This is a genomic window from Candidatus Pelagibacter sp. Uisw_130 (assembly GCF_047722505.1).
Classification (GTDB): Bacteria; Pseudomonadota; Alphaproteobacteria; order Pelagibacterales; family Pelagibacteraceae; genus Pelagibacter.
The window spans coordinates 1,241,416-1,265,405 of record NZ_CP159814.1; the positions used below are offsets into that span (position 1 = coordinate 1,241,416).

The window sequence follows — 23,990 nt, forward strand, 5'->3', positions numbered from 1 at the left end:
ATTATCCATCACTCGGTTTAATTATATTATTCATATAAACTTCAAAAAGATTGTTTTCTCCATCTTCAACAATTACAAAATCAGAATAAATATTTCTTATCATCGTCGTATCTGTAATGGCTTGATCTTCTTCATATTTATACGCTCCACCATCAGCTGCAGAAAAGACTGCTATTTGTTTGTTTTCAGCAGTAATTGTACCCACTAATCTCATATTATTTAAAAGCCCATTATTTGAGCTTACCTGAGTATCTGTTTCACCTGCTTGATTTGTTGAAACTCCTCCTGCAAAAGGATCTATTGCTGGCAACTCTTCATCATCTAAAGAAGAGTGTTCATCTGCCTTAAGACTTACCATTTGAAATTGACAAAGCATAATTGTCATTAAAAAGATTAATATTTTTTTATTATTTATATTCATTTGGCAACCCCACTATTGAAATTGTACCCTTTGATAAAATCTGTCCTTGAATTTTTGCTATTGTGGTAATTTCTTCTTTATCAAAATTAATAACTTTTTGAGATTTAGATAGTGCTCTTCTAAACTTAAGATAGCTTAAAAAATTTCCTTGAATTTCATACTCAACAGGAATTGTATAATACATTATTTTTTGTCCTTCTTGATTTTCTGTTGTAGCGCTGTTCTCTGTTGTTTGTTCTGTACTTTGCTCTTGTGCTGCTCCAGCAACAGCTTTGGGTTCACCTTTTTTAAGATTAGTTATTGACAAACCATTGATCAATGCAAATTTACTTATGTTCTGGTAAAGATCTTCAACTTCTTTTTTGCTGTGAAAAAGTTTACTATTTTTTTCATAGTCAGGCTCTAGCTTTTTAACACCAGCTTTTAAAGTTCCAATATTATTTTTAAATTCTTCAATCTTTATTTTATTTTCATTCATTATGAAAATCTGTTCTTCTTGTTGTTTTACTATTGGAGACACAAAAACATAATAACCTATCAAAAAGATTAGTATAGCACCAAAACCAACACCAAATTTAATTAGAGTTTTTTTATCTGCTAAACCACCACTTTTCAGTTTTGCAAATATATCATTTAAATCTAAATCTTTTAAACTCGCTAAATCCATTATATCAATTTCAATTTACAATTGATTGTAAATCCCTTTTTATTATTATTACCTGATGCTTGATCTCCAGTTTGATTTTTCATTGCAGCTAATGATGCTTGTTCTATTAATGATTTTGCATTTAAGTTTGAAATAAAATTTAAAATATCTTGATCAGAAAAAGCAACACCCTCTATAATCAAACTATCTTTTCCATCAAAAGTCATTTTAGTAAATTGCACTCTTTGAGGGACGCTTCTAGTTACTTGGGCTAATGATCTATAAGACCTTGCTTGATTTGAATTAACTAATTTTCCAAGGTCTAATGCTCGTTGCATTTCTCTTCTTTTTTTTGCTAATTTTGAAAATTGAATATTATTTTTATCAAATTCTAATTGCACTTGATCAAATTCTAGTAATTTGTCTTTATTGTTACTAATTTGAAAGAATGAAAAAACCGTTAATATCAAGTAAATACCTGCTATTGCACATACCACACCTTTAAAAGCAAACCCAGATAAAAACTTCAATTTATTTTGCTGACGGACAGCATCTCTATTAGGTAATAAGTTAATATTTTTAACTGCTGTTACAAATTTATAATAACCGAATACATCTAATTTTCTATAAGCTAAGCCAAGCACTGAAGATAATGGAGAATTGTTATCACCAGAAATTTTTTCACTATTATAAGAAGGTATACTAACACTTTGTATCGGATCAAAATTAACAAAACCTGTCGTTGGTAAATTCTTTTTAAATACCGGGAGTATAAATGAAATATTTTTTAGGCTTGAGACTACTTGAATAGATGTAATTTTATTTTCATATTTGCTTTCATAATCAGTAATTGCTTGCTTGACCTGCATTGCATACCTTCTAATTACTGCGTCTGCCTCAGTTGAAAGTTGTTCACTTTTTATATTTATTAAATATTCTTTTTCTTGAGGTCTTAAAAATATATCAGTAATAACTGGAATATTATTGTGAATAATCATGATATAATTTTCATCTATTCCAAGTTCTAATATTGCTGAGTTTCCTTTATCTGTAATAGATTTAAATTTTGTATTATCATGTGCATTTTTTAAAGTGAAACACCTAACGTCCATAATTACTGGATTGAGACCTGCTTTTTTAACAATAGATGAATAAGAATTTACATCAGATAGTTTTGATGCAACAAATAAAATCTCCATCGTATTATTTTTTGAATTTCTATTTATGATTTGATGAAAAATTGAATAATCATTTAAATTATCAGTTAATTGAACTAAATTTTCCCACAACGAATCTGTTTCTATTGCTTTTTGTAACTCATCATCAGTCATTAGAGGGCTTGTGACCACTCTTATGATTGCACTTGTGACTGGAATTGATAATGCAACATTTTTTGAAGTAATTTTTGCATTAGACATCGCTAATTCAATTTCTTCAGCCAGATAATCTTTATGTTCTAAGATACTTTCACTAATTTTTTCTTGATCCAGTAAACGATAAGAATATTTATCTAATATCCATTTTTCATCTTTGTCTTGAGAGACTTGAGCAACTCTAATTGCTTCTCTAGTCATGTCTAAGCCTGCTATCTCCTCACCAGCAACACTTAATTTACTAACTTTAGATTGAAAAAATTTTTGAAAAACTTTTTTTATCTTATTTTCTTTAATTTTTGGATCTGCATTACCATTAACTTTGTCTTTATCTGTTGAGTTATCGACTTTTGATTTAGAAAATTTGAAATTTTTTAGCTTCTCCAGCATTCCAATTGTTACGCCTTTTATTGGTTCTTTGATAGTTTCTTCAGATACTTGGGGTGGTGAAGGAGGGCTAGTGATATTGGTATTTTCTTGAATTGGTGCAGTAGTTATGTCTTTTTCCAGACTTATATCGTCATTTTGATCTGTAGCTGCTTCATTTACTGAAATATTGTCATTTTTTTCTAATTGTAGGTCATCAAACCACTTTTCCAGAATTGGTATGGCTTCCTCAAGGTTAGTTGTCCCCGAAGATGACACTTTTTGCTTACCATTTATATAAGTCCTACCAACCCAATTATGAGATTTTAACTCACCTTTATATTTATCCTGACGGACATATATATGCAACCTTCCATTTTTTTTATGAACGGTTTCCATATAAATTTTCTCCTAAATTAGTAAAACTATAACATAATTATGATTTATTCTCAATTTTATTGTGTGTTAGAGTAAATATTTTTGTGTTATAGTTTTTAATCATTCTAATATTTTAGTAAAAATATCATATTCACTAAAATAAGCCTTATATTATATGGATATTTCAATATTTTCATAAAAATACCTCTAATTATTGTAATATCAGTATTTTTTTGTGTTAGAGTGGTATTTTTTTATGTTAGAGTTAAAATACTTAAGCCAAATACCATAAAATATCAAAAAACTATATAAATCGTCACTTTCATATAATATTCAAAATTTGTGTTAGAGTTTTTATATTTTGTGTTAGAGTTTTATAAATTTAATAGTTTTCTTTCCAACTTTCAAGTTGAACCGCTCCAGAGGCTGCTTTAGCTCCTGATTTTATGGTAATTAAGCTATCTTTTGATGTTAAGCTCTTATTTGCCTCGCCTGATATACCAATATACAGATTATCTCCACTTATAACCACTTCTCCAGCAACTCCTTTACCAAGGTTAACTGGAAAATTTGTCTTAACACCTCCACACTTAGAGTCATATGCGTGTAAAAATGCTGTTCCTGTGGTACAGGGTGTTGATGAGCTAGATGGCTCATATATTGAAAAATATACTCTATCTTTATCAACTGTAGGCTTTGCTGTCACTTTTTTAGCCTTATCTAAATCTACATACCAGCCCATTTGAGAAGAATTAGGACAACCTGAGCTAGAACAATTACTATATGTACCAGCTGAGCTTATATTTGCATAATTTGGGAAGTCTTTATCTTTAATTCCAAACACTCTGTTCTTAACTTGGCTGGATTGGCTTTGTAATTTTTGTGTATCGCCAGTTCCAAAGTATAACCATAAGTTGTTATCACTATTAATCGTCGCTTCTAAACTATTATAAATATATCTTCCATTATCAGTGTTTGCCTGTGCATCAAAAATTGTTGTTGTTGATATATTTTTATTAATCATCTTATCAACCCCTAGAGTGAAACTTTCTGTTAAATTTACTTTTGTAACTTTCCCCTCAATGTCACCTGCATATATTAATGCCCCATCATAATTTGCCTTTGAGGTACCATCAGCATTGATTACTGTTAAGTCAGACGGCAAAGAGTTAACTATATCTGTTTTGTTTACTCTGGTAACTAAAAAGAGTGCAGCGTTTGGTAATTCAAAATCTAAAACAATTTTTATATTCGTAGCTATACCATTATTAATATCTTGACTTATGCCATAGCCCATTCCACCTGTACCACTAACAATTAACTTTTCAACATTTGTATTATAAGAGTTCAGTCCAAATTTACTCATTTGAAACTCTTTAACTCCCTTAGCAATACCAAATGAATAAGCATGATATGCAATTTGTTTATCTTGAATATCAATCTTTTTAAGTAACCTACCTTCATTTTCAAGATCCATAATAAAAATAGCTGAACCATACTCTGGTGCAACACCACTATTATAACCTCCACCAAATACTGCAACCCATCTATCTGCTCCATCAACTTTTATTCTTATAATTCTAGGTGTAGACCAGCTTGAACCTAGTTTCGTATAATCATACTGAGATGGAATATTATTGTTTCCATCATAAAAATATGAATTAAGATTTTCATCTGAGTTCCAATGATTAATTCGTTTATTGAAAGCATCATTTTCAATTGCAAATAAGTGCTTAGGATTATTAATATCTGTTATGTCTAATGCAAAGTACCCCTTGCCCCCAGCACCTAATCCTGAAACAAGTATGGTTCTCCATCTTGGGTCATTAGCTCCATTATTTGGTGTATCATCAAAAAATATATCCTTAACCACAGGAGATCCATCAACCCCATAAATAGGATTAGTTGCATTTGCTTTAGTTGTCACAATGCTAGATAATTTTCCTATTAAATTTGGAGGTATATAGCCCCATAATTCGTCACCTGTTATTGAATTAAATGCATGTAGTATTCCACTATTTGCTCCAGCAATAACTACTTCTGTTCTACTACTGCATGACCCTCCACAATCTGCACTACCTTTGAAAGCACTATATGGTGTTGATGTTTGTTGTCTATAATAAGCATCAGTTTTTGAAAAATTTGAATTTCCAGTATCAGCTATCGGTGCATCTGGTTTACCAACAACAATTAAATCTGAGTGATAAATATCTGCTAATTTTGAGCTTCTCTCTTCTGTGGTATTGCTATCTTTATCATAGTCATAAGAATCAAAACCTCTAATAAAATTAATCAGATTATCTGTTTCTGCATCTGTTGGGCTTGCTATAAGTGGAAATAACTTTTGTTTTAAAATATTTCTATTTGATGTTGTAAAATTATTAGTATTTTTTGTTCCAATATCTGCTGTCCATATTTTTCTAGAATTAGGGCTTGTGTCATTTAGTTGTTTAGCGGCATCCCATTTTTCATTTCCAAAGGATCCATCAGTATTCAGATCATATTTTTTTAAACTACCTTCCCACTCTTTATTCTTTGCATATTTGAAAGTGGATTGATAAATAGAACCTCCCTTATTTAGTTCTGGCATTACAGCTGGTGTTGTAAAAGTTAAAGAACTAGATATAGCTTGCTGTACTGCATCTCGTATTGCAATAAGTAGCGCTCCTGATGTATCTGCATAAAGAGCTGTAGTTGTTCCACCGTTTGTTGCTAAACTATCATAATTGCTTCTATTACCTGTGTTGATACCCAACCCAACTGCAAAAGTTTTTACGTTTAAACTGTTCTTCATATCTCTGACAACACCCATTGCACTACTATGGCTGTTCCACTGCCCATCACTTATTAAAATATTAAAATTTAATTGGCAGGTTGCTCCTGGAATGATGGGGGATGGATAACGAGTGCCACCTTGAGTCAAATTTCCATTCCAATAATTTCTAGCATAATTCATTGCTTGTAAAAGATATGTTCCTCCACCAGAGGCTACTCCATCTACATCTGTATAAATTGTACTTGCACCATTTGAGTTTATTGGAACTCTTAATCTTAAATATCTACCCCAATAAAATCCCCACTCCATTAGTCCAAAATTAGCTCCACTTTTAAGTTCAGGGTCTGATACTATCTTTTTAATTGCTTCCTTTGCAATTGACATCCTGGATACAGCCGCACCTATTCTTGAAAAAGATGTTAAATTATTATTAAATTCATATACATCATTGTTATCTTTATCAGCACTATAAACTTTATTATCTGATGAAATTCCTAAACCCCATGGCCATCTAAAAGGCCCACTGTAATTATATGAGCCATATTTAGCAACATAGGATCTTGATGAATTAAATTTTTGTAACCTACGATTACTACTGTCATTAACAAATATATTTCCATTTGAATCAAATGCTGCATCAACTGGGTATCTGGTATCTCCATTTCCAGTACCGTAATTACCAGTTCCTACTGTTTGACAAGAGCCTAAACTAGTTCCTGATATACTATGAACACAAACTTTACTCAGATAATTTGATACAGTAACTAATTTTGTTCCATCAGAGTTTACATCTAAACCTGACATTGAGTTGTAGGTCGGATAATTAAAGTGATAATTAACTTGATTTAATGAACCTCTGTCTAGAATTCTAATATAACTTTGATTATATGAAGCAAATCCTCCTATAAATACATGGTTATTCGATACAGCTATACTCCATGCACTCCAATAACCTGTGGGTTGACCGGACTTAATAATATTTCCTGAGTCTGATAAAACTTTAACACTTGCATTGTAGTAATCCAAAACATAGATAACATTATTATAAATATCTAAACTGGTAGGATAAGTAGAGCCACCTGTGCCAATAACTTTTACATAAGCTCCATTTGAATCAAAAACTTTAATTGTCTTACTGCTAATTTGAAGCACATAGATATTACCATTACTATCCACTGCAACATCTGAGGGTTGAGAAACATATTTTGTCCAGCTAGAAATATAATTTCCATTGATGTCCCACGCCATACTTCCAGAGTTATCTAACATAATTAAGATATTTGCAGGCACATTACTTGATCCAGTTCCTGGTGGCGGTGATTTTGAGTATGAATTATTACACACAAAAAATATCAAAAGTAAGAATATGTAAAATTTTCTAATCATTTTTCTTCTTCAATTATTGCTTCTTTATTTGCAGCATCTTCATGCTTTTTATCTACGATTTCAAAAAGTTCTAAAAAATTTCCTGTATTTTCATTAATACCTCTTAAATTTGCATATAAATAATAAACTTCATTTTTTTCTATGGCATATTGTTCTGGCTCATTTGCATCAATAATTTTTTGATTTTTTTTAAACCCAGATTTATAAAAACTATTTGCGAGCTTAAATAAGGATCTATTTTGAATAACTTGATTTTGAAATATAATTCTTACAACTTTTTCATCTATAAAAAATAAAGATATTATTGTTCCTTTTATTCCTTTATCTTGACATACAAATTCAATAGGGATTGTAATTGATTTTATACCTTTGACAGGCTCTCCAAGCATAAACGCTATTTTTTCTTTTTCAAAATTACTTATATCTTTACCTAGTTTAAATTTACTCAAGTCACAGTTTAATGCGAATGCGTTTGCTTGCGCTAGTAGCAGAAATCCAAATAAATAAAGGGTAAATCTATTCATTAGTTTATTAAGGTTACCACGGCTTCTAAAGGAACTATAATGTTACTTTGAGCGCTGCATTTGTCCTTAGATTCATTACATCCACATGAATAAATCGTGTACAGCGTGTTATTTGTTCCTGATTTTTTCTTAACTGATGAATTGTAACCATTTTGATCTGGGCTATAAGCGATAAAATACTCAAAACTAAATTTACCCAATCTTGTTGCTTCATCTCCTGATGCACTGATTACTTCATTCAATGATTTTCTTCCCAAAATAATTCCAGTTGAATTTCTCAAATTAGGAAACAAGGATGCTTTACAAAACTTAAGATCTCTATCTAAATTTGTTTGAGAAGAGCCTGTTATTATACTGGTATTATCCACCATGTATTTCTTAGCGACCGATATTCCACTTTCTGCAGCATAAAAAGTTTGTTGGTTTGAATCTTTTTCTGTATTTGATTTATGTTCGTTTGAAGAAATTGTAACTAATGTTGTGCCCATAATTGTCATTACAACTAGTAATAATAATACTAATGGTAATGCAAAACCTTTTTCATTATTTCTAAATTTATTTTTCATTTATTATAAGATGATGTTTGTCCTATACTAGTTCCTGTTTTCTCAGATATAGCAATCGGTTTAGCTAAATTTCTAGTGTGTACACTAACAAAAAATGTTTCTCGATAATACTTATCCGCAGGAACATTTATATTACTCCCATATGGAGCTTCCCCATTAATAATTTTTGTCACTTGGGCTTTATTATAGACTTCCTTTGGCGATCTTAATGTTAAGTAAACATCTACAGTGTGAACTTTTTTCATATTTTCTTTACTTTTGGTCTGTCCCCCGAATGAGTTTTCATAATTACTACAAGAAGTGCACACTGGAAATAAAACATTTCCATCTTTATCCTTTGGTATAATTTGAAAATCTTCTAGGTAAGGAACTAACACTTCATCATCAACTGGCATATTATAATTTCTAGTCCAAGCACCACACCCTGACCTAGAATGACCAACTGGATTAATGTTAACAACTCTCTTTAAATACCAATCAGAACTATTTTGATGTTTTGTTACAAAGTATTGTATTCTTATTCTTTCTTTGGCAGAGATTGAATAAAAAATTGTTAAACCATCAGCTTGACCATAATATCCATTAGTTCTTCCTTTTTGACCTATGCCTATATAATCATATTGAGACTCTCTTAATCCTTCACAATTATAATTTGCAAAGTCTACATGATGATACCCCGTGTTTCGAAGGTCTCTTGCTAGCATGGCCAAAGCTTCTCTTGCTGTTCCATTAATTGCTGCTTTTTGAGAAATTGATTGATAAGATTTTTGAAAATAATTATATGCTGAAAATGCAGCTAAAATACTAATTGACCCAACTACTATTGCAACCATTATTTCTGCTAGGGTAAAACCAGCTTTCTTATTTATCATTTAAACACTACTCCTAAATATTTTTTTCTTTTACCTTTACCTGTAAAAAAATTAAGTCTGCCAGAAGTGTTACTATTACTAATAAAGGTTTTTTTTGTATCTCCTGAAAAGCAAGCAGGTTTTTTATCTGTATTACCAACTTTTAAAAAATTCTTTTCCGAAAGCTTATCTCTCCATTTATTCTTCTTTTTTTGATGAAGATTGGATGCACTTGTATTTGAATAAGTACATGAATTTTGATTAAAACCACCATAACTAGAAGCATTATCCGGATCTCCAATCATATCTTCCATCACCATTTCAGATAAAAAGTTAAGTTTGTTTCTTTCGGTTGCTCGATCCATTGAATTAATTGAAAAGGCTGAAAGCTGCATAACTGCAATAAACCCTATACCAATTATTACTATACAGACCATTGACTCTATTAATGAAATTCCTTTATTAGATTTAGCCATCAATTTTTACCCAACTATTTTTGCTTTTGTTTCTTTTATAAATTTTCATTTTTATATTTTTACTTATTGTGATTTTGTACATGTGATCAAGATTAGCACTATATTTACATGAATATTGGGTTGAGTTAGATTTTGAACAGAAGATAAATATATCTACTGTTTTTCCAGTCTCCGCATCTCTTTCTGTTTTTCTTAATCTCATATAGCTAATTGAATTATCTCTTGTTAAACAAAGTACAGTTGCGTAGGGGTTGTGTGCTGCATTTGGATAAACATGAACATTGCTATCATTGTTTGAAACACTTAATTTTAATGTTTCTAGGCTTTGATTTCTTACAAACCCAGATTGCATTGTACCATAAGTACATTGGTTGTTTTTTTTAAAACTACTATTGCTCGAAATACTTCTATAAGTATTAATAAAATTTACTTTACTCATTGTGTAAATTTCTAAGTTTGGCTTTAAGCTTAATTGTATCATCCCATATTTATCATTAGTGACCATTTGTTTTTTTTCTTTGATAAATGTAACAACGTCATAAACTTCTTTTTTAACCTCACGGTCTTTAATCCAATTTGAAATATTAGGATAGGTGAATGAAACAAATACTCCTATAACTGCAAGAACTACTAATAGTTCTATTATTGTAAAACCCTTAGCTATTTTTTTCTGCACTTGAAATAACTCCTGTGCCAATTAGTTCATCAATTGATTTTTCCATGGTCATCATCCCTTCACGCTGGCCTGTTTGCATGACACTTGGAATTTGATGAATTTTAGCTTCACGGATTAAATTTTTAATAGGAGCATTACAAACCATAATTTCAAAGGCACCCACTCTTCCTGAACCATCTTTTTTCTTAAATAACTTTTGAGTCACAACCATTTTTAATGATTCTGCAAGTTGAGCTCTAATTTGTCCTTGTTGTTCAGGTGGAAAGACATCAATAATTCTATTAACAGTATTTGGTGCACCACTTGTATGAAGTGTTCCAAAAACTAAGTGACCTGTTTCAGCAGCAGTTAATGCCATACTTATTGTTTCTAAATCTCTTAACTCACCAACAAGAATTACATCTGGATCTTCTCTTAAAGCGGCTTTTAATGCATGAGAGAAACTTTCTGTTTGTTTGCCAACTTCTCTTTGTGAGACAATACTCTTTTTATCTTTATGAATAAATTCAACAGGATCCTCAATAGTTATAATATTTGATGGTCTTGACTCGTTGATTTGATTAATAATAGCTGCAAGTGTTGTGGATTTTCCAGAGCCAGTAGGGCCAGTTACTAATACCAATCCTTTATGAGCATCTAATAAACTAAATAATATTTGAGGAAGGTTTAAATCTTCCATTAATGGAATTTTGGTTTCAACTCTTCTTAAAACTGCTGCTAAACCATTCAATGTTTTATAAAAGTTAGCTCTAAATCTTAATTCTCCCAGCATAACTGCTGTATCAAGCTCATTCTTTACTTCAAACTTTTTAATTTCATCTTCAGAACAATTATTTTTTAATAGGTCCTGTAAATCTTTATCTTCTATTTTGCTACTTGGTTCAATTACGATATCTCCCATCGCTCTATAGGATATGTCTGAACCTCCTCTTAAATGAAAATCTGATATTTTTGTATTTGTCTTAGCAAGTTCTACTATTTTACTAATCATATAAATATAATGTTACTATTTATAAGGAATAATTAAACCAAAATTAAGCTGTATAAAAAGTCTCCATAAGTAAAATAAATAAGACAGGCAGCAATAATAAAGGGTCCAAAAGGTATTTCTGATCTCATATTCTTTTGTTTATTTAATAAAGATGGGAGCACAAATATAAGTCCAAGAATTGCTGAAACAAAAAGTACAAAGGGAACTGACTGCCAACCAAACAATAACCCTATACCAGCCATTAATTTTGCATCACCTAAACCCATCCCTTCAATTTTTTTTATTACTTTATACAAATAAATAATTAACCATATGCTTAGATACCCAACCATCCCACCAATGATAGATTGGTTAATTTCATGAATAAAACTTGTATTAAAATTTGGTAAAAAGTTTTTAAATAAAGCTATAGCCATAACACTAAAATTTAAACTGTCAGGAATAATAAAATTTTCAAGATCTATAAAAATTATTATTATGTAGATTAAACTTAAAACCGATAAAAAGATAATTGTTGAGAGATCATTATAATTTAAATAAATCAATAAAAAAATAATCCCAGTAGTAATCTCAACAATAAAATATCTTAAAGGAATAACTTTCTTACATTTTCTACATTTTCCATTTAAAAATAAAAAAGAAATTAAAGGTAGATTATCAAACCAATTTATATATTTTTTACATCTTGGGCAAAATGATCGCCCACTTATAATTTGTTTATTTATCGGTAAACGATATATGCAGACATTTAAAAAGCTCCCAAAACATGCTCCTAAAATAAAAATTAAGAATGAATTTAAAAAAATCAAATGATTAAATGTTTATGTAGGCTGCTAAATTTATAATGTTTTGGTAGCAATAGTTCATAAAAATAATACTATTCTCATACACTAGATTTAGATTGGGTGTATAAAGTTCTATTTTCATTAACTATTTTTATCGGTTCCTTTAAAGATATTCTTAATTACTTCAGGATTCCAAATATAATAAAAAATGTATGGTGCTAATGCTGGAACTAACCCAAACCATATCCATTCATCCCATCTAAAAGTTTTACTACCTCTTGCAAGTAAACCGTTAGCCCAAACAAGATAGCCTACTAAAATTATCCATGTAAATGATATGGTTAAAAAAACTTTTAATTTTTTCATACTCCAAGACTAACAAATCCTTAACTTTCACTCAACATACAAAACAACAATACAGTCTTGAACCAAGAATGAACCAAGAAAAGAACAAGAATTATAAAAATAATGTTTTAATAAATGTGGAATACCAACGATTACAAAAATTTAAGTTTTTTTCTAATAATTGATTATTATCGTTGGTACTAAAAGGTAATTAAAAAATCTTATAGGATAATATGGGACTAAGAGTGTATTGCTCTTTTATCTACTGATAACGCTGCTTCTTTTACAGCTTCTGAGAATGTTGGATGTGCATGACACGTTCTTGCAATATCTTCAGCACTTGCACCAAACTCCATTGCAACTCCAATTTCACCAATTAATTCACCTGCATGAGGTCCAATAATATGTGCTCCTAAAACTTTATCTGTTTTTTCATCAGCTAAAATTTTAACAAAACCTTCTGCTTCATCAATTGCTTTAGCTCTTGAGTTTGCCATAAACGAAAATTTACCAATTTTGTATTTTGTATTTGCTTCTTTTAATTGCTCTTCAGTTTTTCCAACTGAAGCAACTTCTGGAGTTGTATAAACGACACCTGGAATAATATCATAATTTACATGCCCTGATTGTCCTGCAATATTTTCTGCAACTGCAATACCTTCATCTTCAGCTTTGTGCGCTAACATTGGTCCATCTATTACATCACCAATTGCATAAACATTACCTACATTTGTTTGAAAGCTTTTATTTGTTATAATTCTTTTCTTTTCATCCAATTCAACACCAATTGCTTCTAAATTTAAATTGTTAGTATTAGGTTTTCTGCCAACAGATATAAGAACAACATCACAATCAAAATTTATTTTTTTTCCATTTTTGTCAGATGTTGAAACACTAGCTCCGTTGGTGTTTTTAGTAATTCCCTCTACTTTAGTTTGCATGTGAAAGTTAATTCCTTGTTTCTTTAAAATTTTCATAAACTCTGTAGATATTTCTCTGTCCATCCCAGGAGTAATATGATCAAGAAATTCTACCACATGAACTTCTGCACCTAATCTAGACCAAACAGACCCCATCTCTAGTCCTATATAACCTCCACCGACTACAACCATTTTTTTGGGAACCGATTGCAAAGTTAATGCACCTGTTGAAGATACAATTATTTTTTCATCAAATTCAATGCCTGGTAATTCTACTGGTACAGATCCTGTGCTAATTACTGTTTTATCTGTTTCAATTATAGTTTCTTTTTTTTGATCATCTAATATTGAGATTTTATTTGCTGATTTAAAGCTTCCAGTACCTTTAAAATAAGTGACTTTATTTTTCTTAAATAAAAACTCTACACCCTTAGTCAAAATTGTTACTGCTTTATCCTTATTTTGCATCATTTTTTCAAGGTTAAGCTTTACATCGCCTACTTCTATGCCAAGTTTAGAAAAATTTTGTGCCTTATGATAATTTTCTGAAATATTTAATAAATTTTTAGAAGGTATGCACCCAACATTTAAACAAGTTCCACCTAGTGAACCTCTAGATTCTATGCATGCAGTTTTTAGTCCTAATTGTGCTAATCTTATTGCACAAACATAACCTCCGGGACCACCACCTATTACAACTGCTTGAAATTTATCTGACATTTAAATATTTAAAAATAACCTTCTTGGATCTTCTAAATTTTCTTTAACCATTTTTAAAAATGAAACTGACTCTTTTCCATCAATAATTCTATGGTCATAAGATAGTGCAAGATACATAATGGGTCTAATTTTAATTGCTCCATCAACTACCATTGGCCTTTCAACTATATTATGCATTCCTAAAACACCAGATTGAGGCAAATTTAATATTGGAGTAGATAACATTGAGCCATAAACTCCACCATTACTAATTGTAAAGGTTCCACCTTGAAGGTCTTCTATAGTTATTTTTCCATCTCTTGCTTTTTCAGAAATAATTTTAATATTTTTTTCAATATCAGCAAATGATAATTGGTCAGCATCTCTTAATACCGGTACCACTAATCCTTTTTCAGTTCCTACTGCAAAACTTATATTGTAATAATTTTTATAAATAATTTCATCTCCATCAATTTCAGCATTAACAGATGGGAACGTTTTAAGTGCAGCAACACAAGCTTTTACAAAAAAAGACATAAAGCCTAATTTAATAGCATATCTACTTTGAAAATCTTCTTGATTTTCTTTTCTCATTTCCATTATGCTGGTCATATCAACTTCATTAAAAGTTGTTAATAATGCTGCATTTTCTTGTGCTTGTTTTAATCTTTTTGCAATTGTCTGTCTAAGCCTAGACATTTTAATTCTTTCTTCTTGACCATATTTAATTTTTCTTTCTGACGGTTGTGGGTTCTCTCCCATCATACCAATTAGGTCACCTTTAAGAATTCTGCCCTCTTTGCCTGAACCTCTAACTTTTTCTAAATCAATTTTATTTTCAACGACAATTTTTCTCACTGATGGAGAAAGTATTTCTTTACTTTTATTTGAGGATTCGTATTTGTCTTCATTGTTCTCATTTTTTAATATTAATGGTGCTTCTTCTTTGACTTCATTTGTTAATATTAAGGGATCTTCCTCTTCAGGTTCATTGAAAACTCTGGGTATTTCTTTTTTTACTTCTAAATTAATGACGTTATTTTCTGCTTTTTTAGGCTCAATTTTTGTAATTATTTTTTTTTCAGCAGACTGAACTCCATTTTGGCTTATTGAACCAAGTAAGGCTCCAACTTCAACTGTTTCTCCATCATTTGAATTTATTTTAGATAAAACTCCATCTATGGGAGATGGAACTTCTAAATTAACTTTATCAGTTTCTAACTCTACAATTGCCTCATCTGCTTCAACTGTATCACCCTCTTTCTTAAGCCACTTAGCTACTGTTGCTTCAGTAATACTCTCTCCTAAAACCGGAACTAAAATTTTTTCATTCATTTTATTCAAAAACCTTTTTAATAATTTCTTGTTGTTGTGCAATGTGTCTTTTTGCATATCCTGTTGCTGGGGATGCATCTGGACTTCTTCCTATATAAGAAATTTTACTATTATTAGCGTTAATAGTTTCTAATGTCCATTGTATATAGTCTCTTACAGAGAACCATCCACCCATATTTTTTGGTTCTTCCTGACACCAATAAAATTTAGCATTTTTAGCGTAAGGCTTGAGTTCCTTAACAAGAGTTTTTGCAGGGAATGGATATAGTTGTTCAATTCTGAACAATATTACATCATCTTTTTTTAGTTTTTCTCTAGCATCTAATAAATCAAAATAAACTTTACCTGAACACATTATTACTTTTTTAATCTCTGAAGCTTTTCTTAATTTTATAAAACTATTAGTTTTTGGGTCTACGGCATGGTCCCATAATATTCTGTGAAATGAGTTTTCTTTACTAAAATCTTCTAAATTAGAAACACAATACTTGTTTCTTAATAAAGATTTAGGTGTCATCATTATTAATGGTTTTCTAAAATCTCTATGCATTTGTCTTCTTAACGCATGAAAATAATTCGCTGGAGTAGTACAATTCATTACTTGCATGTTGTCATTAGAACATAATTGTAAAAATCTTTCTAAGCGAGCCGATGAATGTTCTGGACCTTGACCTTCATAACCATGAGGTAGAAGCATTACTAGACCTGATGCCCTTGTCCATTTTCTCTCACCTGATGCAATAAATTGATCTATTACTACTTGTGCACCATTAGCAAAATCACCAAATTGAGCTTCCCACATTGTTAGAGTGTTTGGCTGAACTAAACTATAACCATATTCAAAACCTAAAACTGCTAATTCTGACAAAAAACTATCTACTACTTCAAATTGTTTTTGATTATTTGAAATATTATTTAATGGTACATATCGACTATTATCTAGCTGATTTCTTAGAACTGAATGTCTTTGACTAAAAGTTCCTCTACCAGAATCTTGTCCAACTAGTCTTACTGGATATCCCTCTTCTAATAAGGACCCAAATGCTAGCGCTTCAGCCATTGACCAATCTATACCTTTTCCATCTGACACTGCCAATCTTCTAGTATTTAAAATTTTAATTATAGTTTTATGTAAATTTAATCCCTCTGGTATTGAGTTAATTTTTTCAGAAATTTCTAAAAGTTTTCTCTGGTCAAAACCACTTATACCTCTTTTATCTTTTCCTTTTTCTGGTTTATATCTTGACCAACTTCCTTCATACCACTCAATTTTTGGTTTATAATCTTTTGCATTTTTGTATTGATCATCTAGTAAATTTTTAAAATCAGTTTTAAAATTTTTAAGTTCACTTTCTGAAAGTGTATTTTCATTTATTAATTTGCTTCCATATATTTCTACTGGCGTAGGGTGTGATCTAATTTTTTTATACATTAGCGGCTGAGTAAATGAAGGTTCATCCCCTTCATTATGGCCAAACCTTCTGTAACAGATTATATCTACCACAACGTCTCTGTTAAATTTTAGCCTAAATTCTGTTGCAACTCTTGTTGCATAAACAACGGCTTCTGGATCATCACCGTTTACATGAAGTATTGGAGCATCTACCATTTTTGCAACATCCGATGGATATGGTGATGATCTTGCAAATCTTGGGCTTGTTGTAAAACCTATTTGATTATTAACAATAAAATGAATTGTTCCCCCTGTGTTATGTCCTGGTAAACCAGACATTGCGAAACATTCCGCAACAACACCTTGGCCAGCAAATGCTGCATCACCATGTATTAAAATAGGTAAAACTTTATTTCTATTTTTATCTTCATGAAAAAATTGTTTTCCTCTAGTCTGTCCTAATACAACAGGATTGACCGCTTCTAAGTGTGAAGGGTTGTCTGTAAGACCCACATGTATAGAATTTCCATCAAATTCTCTATCGGACGAAGCTCCTAAATGGTATTTTACATCACCAGCACCCTCTTCTCCAAATGCTTCTACGTCTCCTGCAAATTCATTGAATATCCTTTTGTATGATTTTTGTAAAACGTTTGCTAGCACATTGAGTCTGCCTCTGTGAGACATTCCAATTTTAACTTCTTTAGCTCCTGATTGACCAGCAATTTTAATAATTTGCTCTAAAGCAGGGATTAAGCTTTCTCCTCCATCTAATCCAAATCTTTTTGTACCAACATATTTCGTATGTAAAAATTTTTCAAATCCTTCAGCTTGAATAAGTTTTTTTAAAATAGCTTCTTTACCATTCTTTGTGAATTGAAGAGAGTTCTCATCCTGCTCAATTCTATCTCTAAGCCATTTTCTTTCAGTTGGGTTTGATATATGCATATACTCATAACCAATTGGCCCACAATAAGTTTTATTTAAAAAACTTAATATTTCTTTTACAGTAGAGTGCTCTTTATTTATCACACCATCTAAATAAATTTTTTCATTATAGTTTTCTTTTTTAAATCCATAATATTCAGGATGTAATTCATCTAGATACTCTGTTTGCATCATTAGGAGTGGGTCAAGCTTTGCTAATAAATGTCCCCTTTGTCTATAAGCTCTAATTAACGCAACAGCTCTAATAGAGTTAACATTGCTTTTGATTAAATCTTTTGAATTAACTTTTGTATCATTGCTTCCATTGAAAAGTTTTTTTTCATCTTCTTCAATTCTTTTTTCAATTTCATCAATATCAATTTTTTGTTTTATACCCCACGATGGTCCATTAATTTCCTTGGCAATCATACTTAAGTCTTCACCTATACCCTCAAAATAATGTTGCCAACTTTCAGGAAGATCTTTGTCTTTATTGATAAATTTTAAATACATTTGTTCTATAAATGCACTGTTAGATTTACTAAGAAATGAAGTTTTTTCGAATTCAAGATTTTTTGATGATGACATCTATTTTATTGATATAATATCAGATAATTAATTTTCAATTAGATAATTTATTAAATAATGTTTTACCTAGTTCAGATGGCGATTTTGCAATAGTAATCCCACATTCTTCCATTTTTTTAATCTTATCTTCTGCCCCACCTTTACCACCTGAGATAATAGCTCCTGCGTGTCCCATAGTTCTTCCGGGAGGCGCTGTTATTCCAGCTACGAATCCAACCATAGGCTTTTTTATTTTATGATTCTTAACAAATTCAGCTGCTTCTTCTTCAGCAGAACCACCAATTTCTCCTATCATAAGAATAGATTCCGTTTCATTATCATTTAAAAATAAATCTAAACAATCAATAAAATTTGTTCCATTTATTGGATCTCCACCAATTCCTATACAAGTAGATTGTCCTAATCCATTTTCAGTTGTTTGCGCAACTGCTTCATAAGTTAAAGTTCCAGATCTTGAAACAATTCCAACAGAACCTTTCTTGTGAATGTCTCCGGGCATAATTCCGATTTTACATTCATCAGGTGTAATTATCCCAGGACAGTTAGGTCCTATCAACCTGCTTTTTGAGCTATTTAGTTTTTGTTTAACACGAAGCATATCTTGAATTGGTACACCTTCAGTAATACAAACTATAAGCTCTATGGATGCATCAATAGCTTCTATAATAGCAGCAGCTGCAAATTTTGCTGGCACATAAATCATAGTTGCATCAGCACCAACTTCTTGTTTTGCTTCAGCTACGGTATTAAATACTGGTCGGTCAAGATGTTTTTGTCCTCCTTTTTTTGGAGTAACTCCACCTACAAGATTGGTTCCATATTTTAGTGCCTGTTCTGAATGAAAAGTACCATGTGTACCTGTAAAACCTTGACATATAACTTTTGTATTTTTATTAATTAAAACTGACATTCTATTTTATAGCCTCTACTATTTTTTGTGCAGCATCATCTAAATTTTCTGCTGAAATTAGTTTTAATCCTGAGTTATCTAGAATTTCTTTTCCTTCTCTAAAATTTGTTCCAGCAAGTCTAACTACTAGTGGAACACTTATATTTATTTCTTTAGCAGCATCAACAACACCCTGAGCAAGAACATCACATCTCATTATTCCACCAAAAATATTTATTAATATGCCTTTAACATTTTTATCTGAAAGAATTATTTTTAAAGCAGCAGAAACTTTTTCTTTTGAAGCTCCTCCACCAACATCTAAAAAATTTGCTGGTTCCTCACCATATAATTTAATTATGTCCATCGTTGCCATTGCTAAACCTGCTCCATTAACCATACAACCAATGCTTCCATCTAATTTTATATAAGCAAGATCATGTTTGCTCGCTTCTATTTCTGCTGGATCTTCTTCATTTAAATCTCTCAACTCTATAATTTCAGGGTGTCTAAATAGTGCATTAGAATCAAAATTAACCTTTGCGTCTAAGCAGATTATATTTTTTTCTTTAGTTAATATTAGTGGGTTAACCTCAACCATATTAGCATCCGTGCCTAGAAACATATTATATATTGATTTAATTAGTGCTATTGCTTGTTTTTTAGCATCATCTGTTAAATCGTAAATTTTGATTATCTTTTCACAATCAACGTCTGAAATTTCTTTAACAATATCTACTTTTGTTGTTATAATTTTATCAGGTGTGCTATCTGCAACCTCTTCAATATCCATTCCACCTTGATCACTTGATATGAATACAATTTTTGAACTTGCTCTATCAATTAAGCACGATAGATAAAACTCTTTATCTATATTGGAAGATACTTCCACATATAATCTTTTAACTTCTCTTCCTTCAGGACCAGTTTGATGTGTTACAAGTGTTTTTCCTAATAATTCTTTTGCAGCAACACCTAGTTCTTCAATAGTATCTAATATTTTTACACCTCCAGCTTTACCTCTTCCGCCAGCATGGATTTGTGCTTTTAATACAAACTTTTCTGTTTTTAATGATTTTGCTTTTTCAATCAAATCATCAACTGTGAAAGCAAAGATACCTACTGGCACAACTGCTCCATATTCTTTTAAGATTTTTTTGGCTTGATGCTCGTGGATGTTCATTATTATTTAGAAAGATCTGGATCTATTTTAGATGCAGCTTCCCATAATGCTTTAACAGCATCTATTGAATGCATAAATTCTTTTTTTTCTTTTTCATCCAAGTCTATTTGTTCTATTTTTTCAACACCATCTTTTCCAATTATTACTGGTACACCAGCATAAACATTATCAACGCTATACTCTCCATTTAATTGAACTGCGCATGGAAGTAATTTTTTTTCATCATTTAAATATGCTTCTGCCATTTGTACCCCTGAAGCTGCTGGTGCATAAAATGCAGAACCTTTTTCTAAATATTTAACAATCTCAGCTCCTCCATCTCTAGTTCTTTGGTAAATTTCTTCTAGTCTTTCTGGGGATATTTTTCCTTCTTTGACTAAGTCTAATAATGGTTTACCTGAAATTTTTGTGAATCTTGGTAGAGGAACCATTGTGTCTCCATGACCTCCCATAACCATTGCTTCAATTTCTTTTACAGGAACGTTTAACTCTAGAGATAAAAATAACTTAAATCTTGAGCTATCTAAAATACCTGCCATTCCAACCACTTTACTTGCTGGTAAGCCTGAAAATTTTTGAAAAGCCATCACCATAACGTCTAGTGGATTTGTAATGCATATTACAAATGCATTGGGTGCATTTTTTTTAATACCTTCTGCAACTTGTTTAATAATCTTTAAATTTATGCCTAATAGGTCATCTCTACTCATACCTGGTTTTCTTGGCACACCAGCAGTTATTATTATTACGTCCGAATCTTTTGTATCTTCATAATTATCTGTACCTGAGAACTTTACATTAAACCCTTCTACAGATGATGATTGAGCAATATCTAGTGCTTTTCCTTTAGCAAATCCAGCTGCAACATCAAAAAGAACTACTTCGTTGGCTACCTCTTTAGTGCCAATTAAATGTGCTAAAGTACCACCAATTTGACCCGCACCTATTAAAGAAATTTTTTTTTTCATATATAGGAGTATCTTTTATTGATAATTAATGAATATTCAACTGAATTTTAAATTATTATCTATTTATCTTCAGTGAGTTGAGAGCAGATAGCCATGTCATCAGAGATATATGACCCTTTAAAATGTGATTTATTTTTTTCCCAATTTTTTTTACCATCAGTTATATAATTATTGAATAACTCTTTTCTATTTTCTTCAGCTTTTTTTTGAGCTTCTTCTAATTTTTTTTCTTCATCGATGACCATTAATTCTATCGACTTAAATAAAAGACTATTTGATATCTCAATAAAATTTTTAGAGCTTAGAGCATCTGTCTTTAAAATAATGCCAGATGCATAAGCATAAATTGCACCGCATCTATTCAATAAGTAAATTTGTGTTGTGGCATTTTCTATATCTTTTTTATCTAAATAATCTTTTAAAGAAGTATTAGAATTTGCACTAGCAAGAGTAAAAGAGCTTACTAAAGATAATATTGTAATTAAAAAAATTGTCTTTTTCATAAATTATACATTAAATCTTTATGGACCATAGGCTACTTTTGGAAGCCATGTAACGATTTGGGGAAAGTTAAAAACTATTGCAACTGCTACTGCTTGTAAAATAACAAATGGAATTATTCCTCTATAGATGTTTTGTATTGTTATTCCTTGAGGGGCTACACCCTTCATATAAAATAAAGCAAAGCCAACTGGTGGAGTTATAAAAGAAGTTTGTAGAACAACTGCAAACATAACTATAAACCACACCATATCAACACCAAGATCAACCATAACTGGGGCTAAAAAAGGTAATAAAATTAATGTAATCTCTATCCAGTCTAAAAAGAAACCTAGTATAAAGGCGATACACAACACAACTATCACAACTCCATTTGGACCATAAGGCAATCCTTTTAAAGCGCCTTCTATCAATTCATCTCCACCCAATCCTCTTAAAACTAAAGCAAACATTGTTGCTCCCACAAATAATGCAAATATATATGATGTTGTATGAGTAGTTTTTCTAATTACACTTTTTAAATCCTTTAAAGAAAGTCTTCCTCTTATTAGAGCTAAAATAGATGCCCCTAGCGCACCCACCCCTGACGCTTCTGTAGGGGTTGCTATACCCATAAAAATACTTCCTAAAACTGCTATTATTAATAAAGCTGGTGGTATAATTGATTTGAATACTCTTAAAATAATATCTAAAGAAACAGGTTTTGCATTTTTTGGTGCTGGAGCAACTTTTGGTTTTAAGTATGCATAGGTAATAATAAAAACTGTATATAATAATCCAAGCATCAAACCAGGAAATACTGCTCCCATAAATAAATCACCTACAGAAATTCTCACTTGATCACCCATAATCACTAGCATGATGCTAGGAGGTATTAAAATTCCAAGTGTACCCGTTGCACAAACAACTCCACATGCAAGGTCTGGGCTGTAATTATTTTTTAACATTAAAGGAACTCCTAAAATTGTAAGTAAAACAACGGATGCTCCAATGATTCCTGTTGATGCTGCTAATAACACTCCAATAAAAACAACTGCTATTGCTAGTCCACCTCTCATACGACCAAATAATTTTGCTAAGTCTGTCATGAGGTCTTCTGCTATTCCAGATTTATCCATCATTATTCCCATAAAGATAAACATCGGAAGGGCAACTAGTACCCAGTTTGCCATAACTCCGTATAATCTATAAACTACCATCGAAGAAAATTTCCAATCAACTCCAAAAAAAGTGTCTAAATAAGTATCAGATAACATTGCAATTAAAGTAAATAATACCGCTAGGCCTCCCATTGTCCACGCAACTGGGAATCCAATAAAAATTAGAGTTATGAAGCTCAAAAAGAGCAATATTGACATGTAATATTCTGAAATTAATTCCATCTATTTTATTTTTTCAAACCCTGATCGAATAGTTGCTAGAACCCTAGTTATTCTTGATAAGCCAGCTAATAATAATAAAAAGAAACTAAATACTAGAAAACCTTTTACAAGCCATCTTGCAGGTAATCCATTTGCAGAAGTAGATCTTTCACTTGTTTCCCATGATAGTTCAAAAAATGGAACTGAGTAAATAAGCACTAAAATAATGAATGGTAAAAACAATAGAAGAATTCCAAAAAACTCAAACCAAAGTCTTCTTTTGTAAGCCATACTATCTGTCAAAACATCTACTCTAACATGTAAGTCTACTACGTAAGTAGATGACAGGCCAACTAGCCAACCTACAGCATAAAGGTGCCACTGTAATTCTTCTAACTCGATCATCCCACTCTTAAATACATATCTAAGGATTACATTAAGAATAATTACAGCAACTAAAACAACCCATATCCAATTAAATATTTCGCCTACACTATTTATAAACCCATCTATCTTTCTTGTAATTGGAAGATGTTTTAGCTGAAGTTTTTTATCTAAGCTATTTTGAATTTTTGTGAAATCATTTGCCATAAAAATCTGTTTTAATTAAAAAGAAAAGCAGCCGGTAAACCGACTGCTTTTTAACTTTATTATAAACTTTTAAAG

21 protein-coding genes are annotated in these 23,990 nt (G+C 31.0%); all 21 read right to left on the minus strand.

Translation table 11 applies throughout. From position 1 onward, the window contains the following. Nucleotide 1: 1 nt before the first annotated feature. On the minus strand, nucleotides 2-421 hold the full coding sequence (locus ABXT55_RS06735; RefSeq protein WP_415284545.1) for a hypothetical protein: 420 nt from the start codon (nucleotides 419-421) through the stop codon (nucleotides 2-4). Then, nucleotides 408-1,088: a pilus assembly protein PilO gene (locus ABXT55_RS06740; RefSeq protein ID WP_415284547.1), complete on the minus strand. Its 681-nt coding sequence runs from the start codon at nucleotides 1,086-1,088 to the stop codon at nucleotides 408-410. Before ABXT55_RS06740 ends, ABXT55_RS06735 begins: the two co-directional genes overlap by 14 nt. Next, the gene (pilM, locus tag ABXT55_RS06745) at nucleotides 1,088-3,205 is read right to left on the minus strand and encodes a pilus assembly protein PilM (protein ID WP_415284548.1); all 2,118 of its coding nucleotides are present in this window, start codon (nucleotides 3,203-3,205) and stop codon (nucleotides 1,088-1,090) included. Before pilM ends, ABXT55_RS06740 begins: the two co-directional genes overlap by 1 nt. 361 nt (nucleotides 3,206-3,566) lie before the next feature. Beyond that, the gene (locus ABXT55_RS06750) at nucleotides 3,567-7,346 is read right to left on the minus strand and encodes a hypothetical protein (RefSeq protein WP_415284549.1); all 3,780 of its coding nucleotides are present in this window, start codon (nucleotides 7,344-7,346) and stop codon (nucleotides 3,567-3,569) included. Further along, a complete protein-coding gene (locus tag ABXT55_RS06755; RefSeq protein WP_415284550.1) occupies nucleotides 7,343-7,870 on the minus strand; it encodes a hypothetical protein in 528 nt (175 codons plus the stop codon). The genes ABXT55_RS06750 and ABXT55_RS06755 overlap by 4 nt, the downstream gene beginning before the upstream one ends. Beyond that, nucleotides 7,870-8,436: a PilX N-terminal domain-containing pilus assembly protein gene (locus tag ABXT55_RS06760; protein ID WP_415284551.1), complete on the minus strand. Its 567-nt coding sequence runs from the start codon at nucleotides 8,434-8,436 to the stop codon at nucleotides 7,870-7,872. The genes ABXT55_RS06755 and ABXT55_RS06760 overlap by 1 nt, the downstream gene beginning before the upstream one ends. Beyond that, nucleotides 8,433-9,308: a PilW family protein gene (locus ABXT55_RS06765; RefSeq protein ID WP_415284552.1), complete on the minus strand. Its 876-nt coding sequence runs from the start codon at nucleotides 9,306-9,308 to the stop codon at nucleotides 8,433-8,435. Before ABXT55_RS06765 ends, ABXT55_RS06760 begins: the two co-directional genes overlap by 4 nt. Next, entirely contained in the window at nucleotides 9,305-9,763 is a 459-nt protein-coding gene (locus ABXT55_RS06770; protein ID WP_415284553.1) for a type IV pilus modification PilV family protein, read from the minus strand. Before ABXT55_RS06770 ends, ABXT55_RS06765 begins: the two co-directional genes overlap by 4 nt. Then, complete coding sequence (locus ABXT55_RS06775; RefSeq protein WP_415284554.1) at nucleotides 9,756-10,439, minus strand: Tfp pilus assembly protein FimT/FimU; 684 nt, start codon at nucleotides 10,437-10,439, stop codon at nucleotides 9,756-9,758. The genes ABXT55_RS06770 and ABXT55_RS06775 overlap by 8 nt, the downstream gene beginning before the upstream one ends. Beyond that, nucleotides 10,420-11,430, minus strand: coding sequence for a type IV pilus twitching motility protein PilT (locus tag ABXT55_RS06780; protein WP_415284555.1), 1,011 nt, complete (start codon nucleotides 11,428-11,430; stop codon nucleotides 10,420-10,422). The genes ABXT55_RS06775 and ABXT55_RS06780 overlap by 20 nt, the downstream gene beginning before the upstream one ends. A 32-nt stretch (nucleotides 11,431-11,462) precedes the next feature. Next, on the minus strand, nucleotides 11,463-12,239 hold the full coding sequence (locus ABXT55_RS06785) for a prepilin peptidase (protein WP_415284556.1): 777 nt from the start codon (nucleotides 12,237-12,239) through the stop codon (nucleotides 11,463-11,465). 117 nt (nucleotides 12,240-12,356) lie between these two features. Continuing rightward, on the minus strand, nucleotides 12,357-12,581 hold the full coding sequence (locus tag ABXT55_RS06790; RefSeq protein WP_415284557.1) for a hypothetical protein: 225 nt from the start codon (nucleotides 12,579-12,581) through the stop codon (nucleotides 12,357-12,359). Nucleotides 12,582-12,799: 218 nt separating this feature from the next. Beyond that, entirely contained in the window at nucleotides 12,800-14,200 is a 1,401-nt protein-coding gene (lpdA, locus tag ABXT55_RS06795) for a dihydrolipoyl dehydrogenase (RefSeq protein ID WP_415284558.1), read from the minus strand. After that, nucleotides 14,201-15,514 (minus strand): 2-oxoglutarate dehydrogenase complex dihydrolipoyllysine-residue succinyltransferase, encoded by a 1,314-nt coding sequence (odhB, locus tag ABXT55_RS06800; protein WP_415284559.1) that lies wholly within the window; start codon nucleotides 15,512-15,514, stop codon nucleotides 14,201-14,203. It lies immediately after the preceding gene. A 1-nt stretch (nucleotide 15,515) separates the two neighbouring features. Next, nucleotides 15,516-18,422: a 2-oxoglutarate dehydrogenase E1 component gene (locus ABXT55_RS06805; RefSeq protein WP_415284560.1), complete on the minus strand. Its 2,907-nt coding sequence runs from the start codon at nucleotides 18,420-18,422 to the stop codon at nucleotides 15,516-15,518. A gap of 34 nt (nucleotides 18,423-18,456) precedes the next feature. Further along, nucleotides 18,457-19,332: a succinate--CoA ligase subunit alpha gene (sucD, locus tag ABXT55_RS06810; RefSeq protein WP_415284561.1), complete on the minus strand. Its 876-nt coding sequence runs from the start codon at nucleotides 19,330-19,332 to the stop codon at nucleotides 18,457-18,459. 1 nt (nucleotide 19,333) lies between these two features. Then, nucleotides 19,334-20,494, minus strand: coding sequence for an ADP-forming succinate--CoA ligase subunit beta (gene sucC, locus ABXT55_RS06815; RefSeq protein WP_415284562.1), 1,161 nt, complete (start codon nucleotides 20,492-20,494; stop codon nucleotides 19,334-19,336). 2 nt (nucleotides 20,495-20,496) lie between these two features. After that, a complete protein-coding gene (gene mdh, locus ABXT55_RS06820) occupies nucleotides 20,497-21,462 on the minus strand; it encodes a malate dehydrogenase (RefSeq protein ID WP_415284563.1) in 966 nt (321 codons plus the stop codon). Between the two features lie 59 nt (nucleotides 21,463-21,521). Further along, on the minus strand, nucleotides 21,522-21,965 hold the full coding sequence (locus ABXT55_RS06825) for a hypothetical protein (RefSeq protein WP_415284564.1): 444 nt from the start codon (nucleotides 21,963-21,965) through the stop codon (nucleotides 21,522-21,524). 18 nt (nucleotides 21,966-21,983) lie between these two features. Then, the gene (locus tag ABXT55_RS06830) at nucleotides 21,984-23,345 is read right to left on the minus strand and encodes a TRAP transporter large permease (RefSeq protein ID WP_415284565.1); all 1,362 of its coding nucleotides are present in this window, start codon (nucleotides 23,343-23,345) and stop codon (nucleotides 21,984-21,986) included. After that, nucleotides 23,346-23,915, minus strand: coding sequence for a TRAP transporter small permease subunit (locus ABXT55_RS06835; RefSeq protein ID WP_415271722.1), 570 nt, complete (start codon nucleotides 23,913-23,915; stop codon nucleotides 23,346-23,348). Nucleotides 23,916-23,990 lie beyond the last annotated feature (75 nt).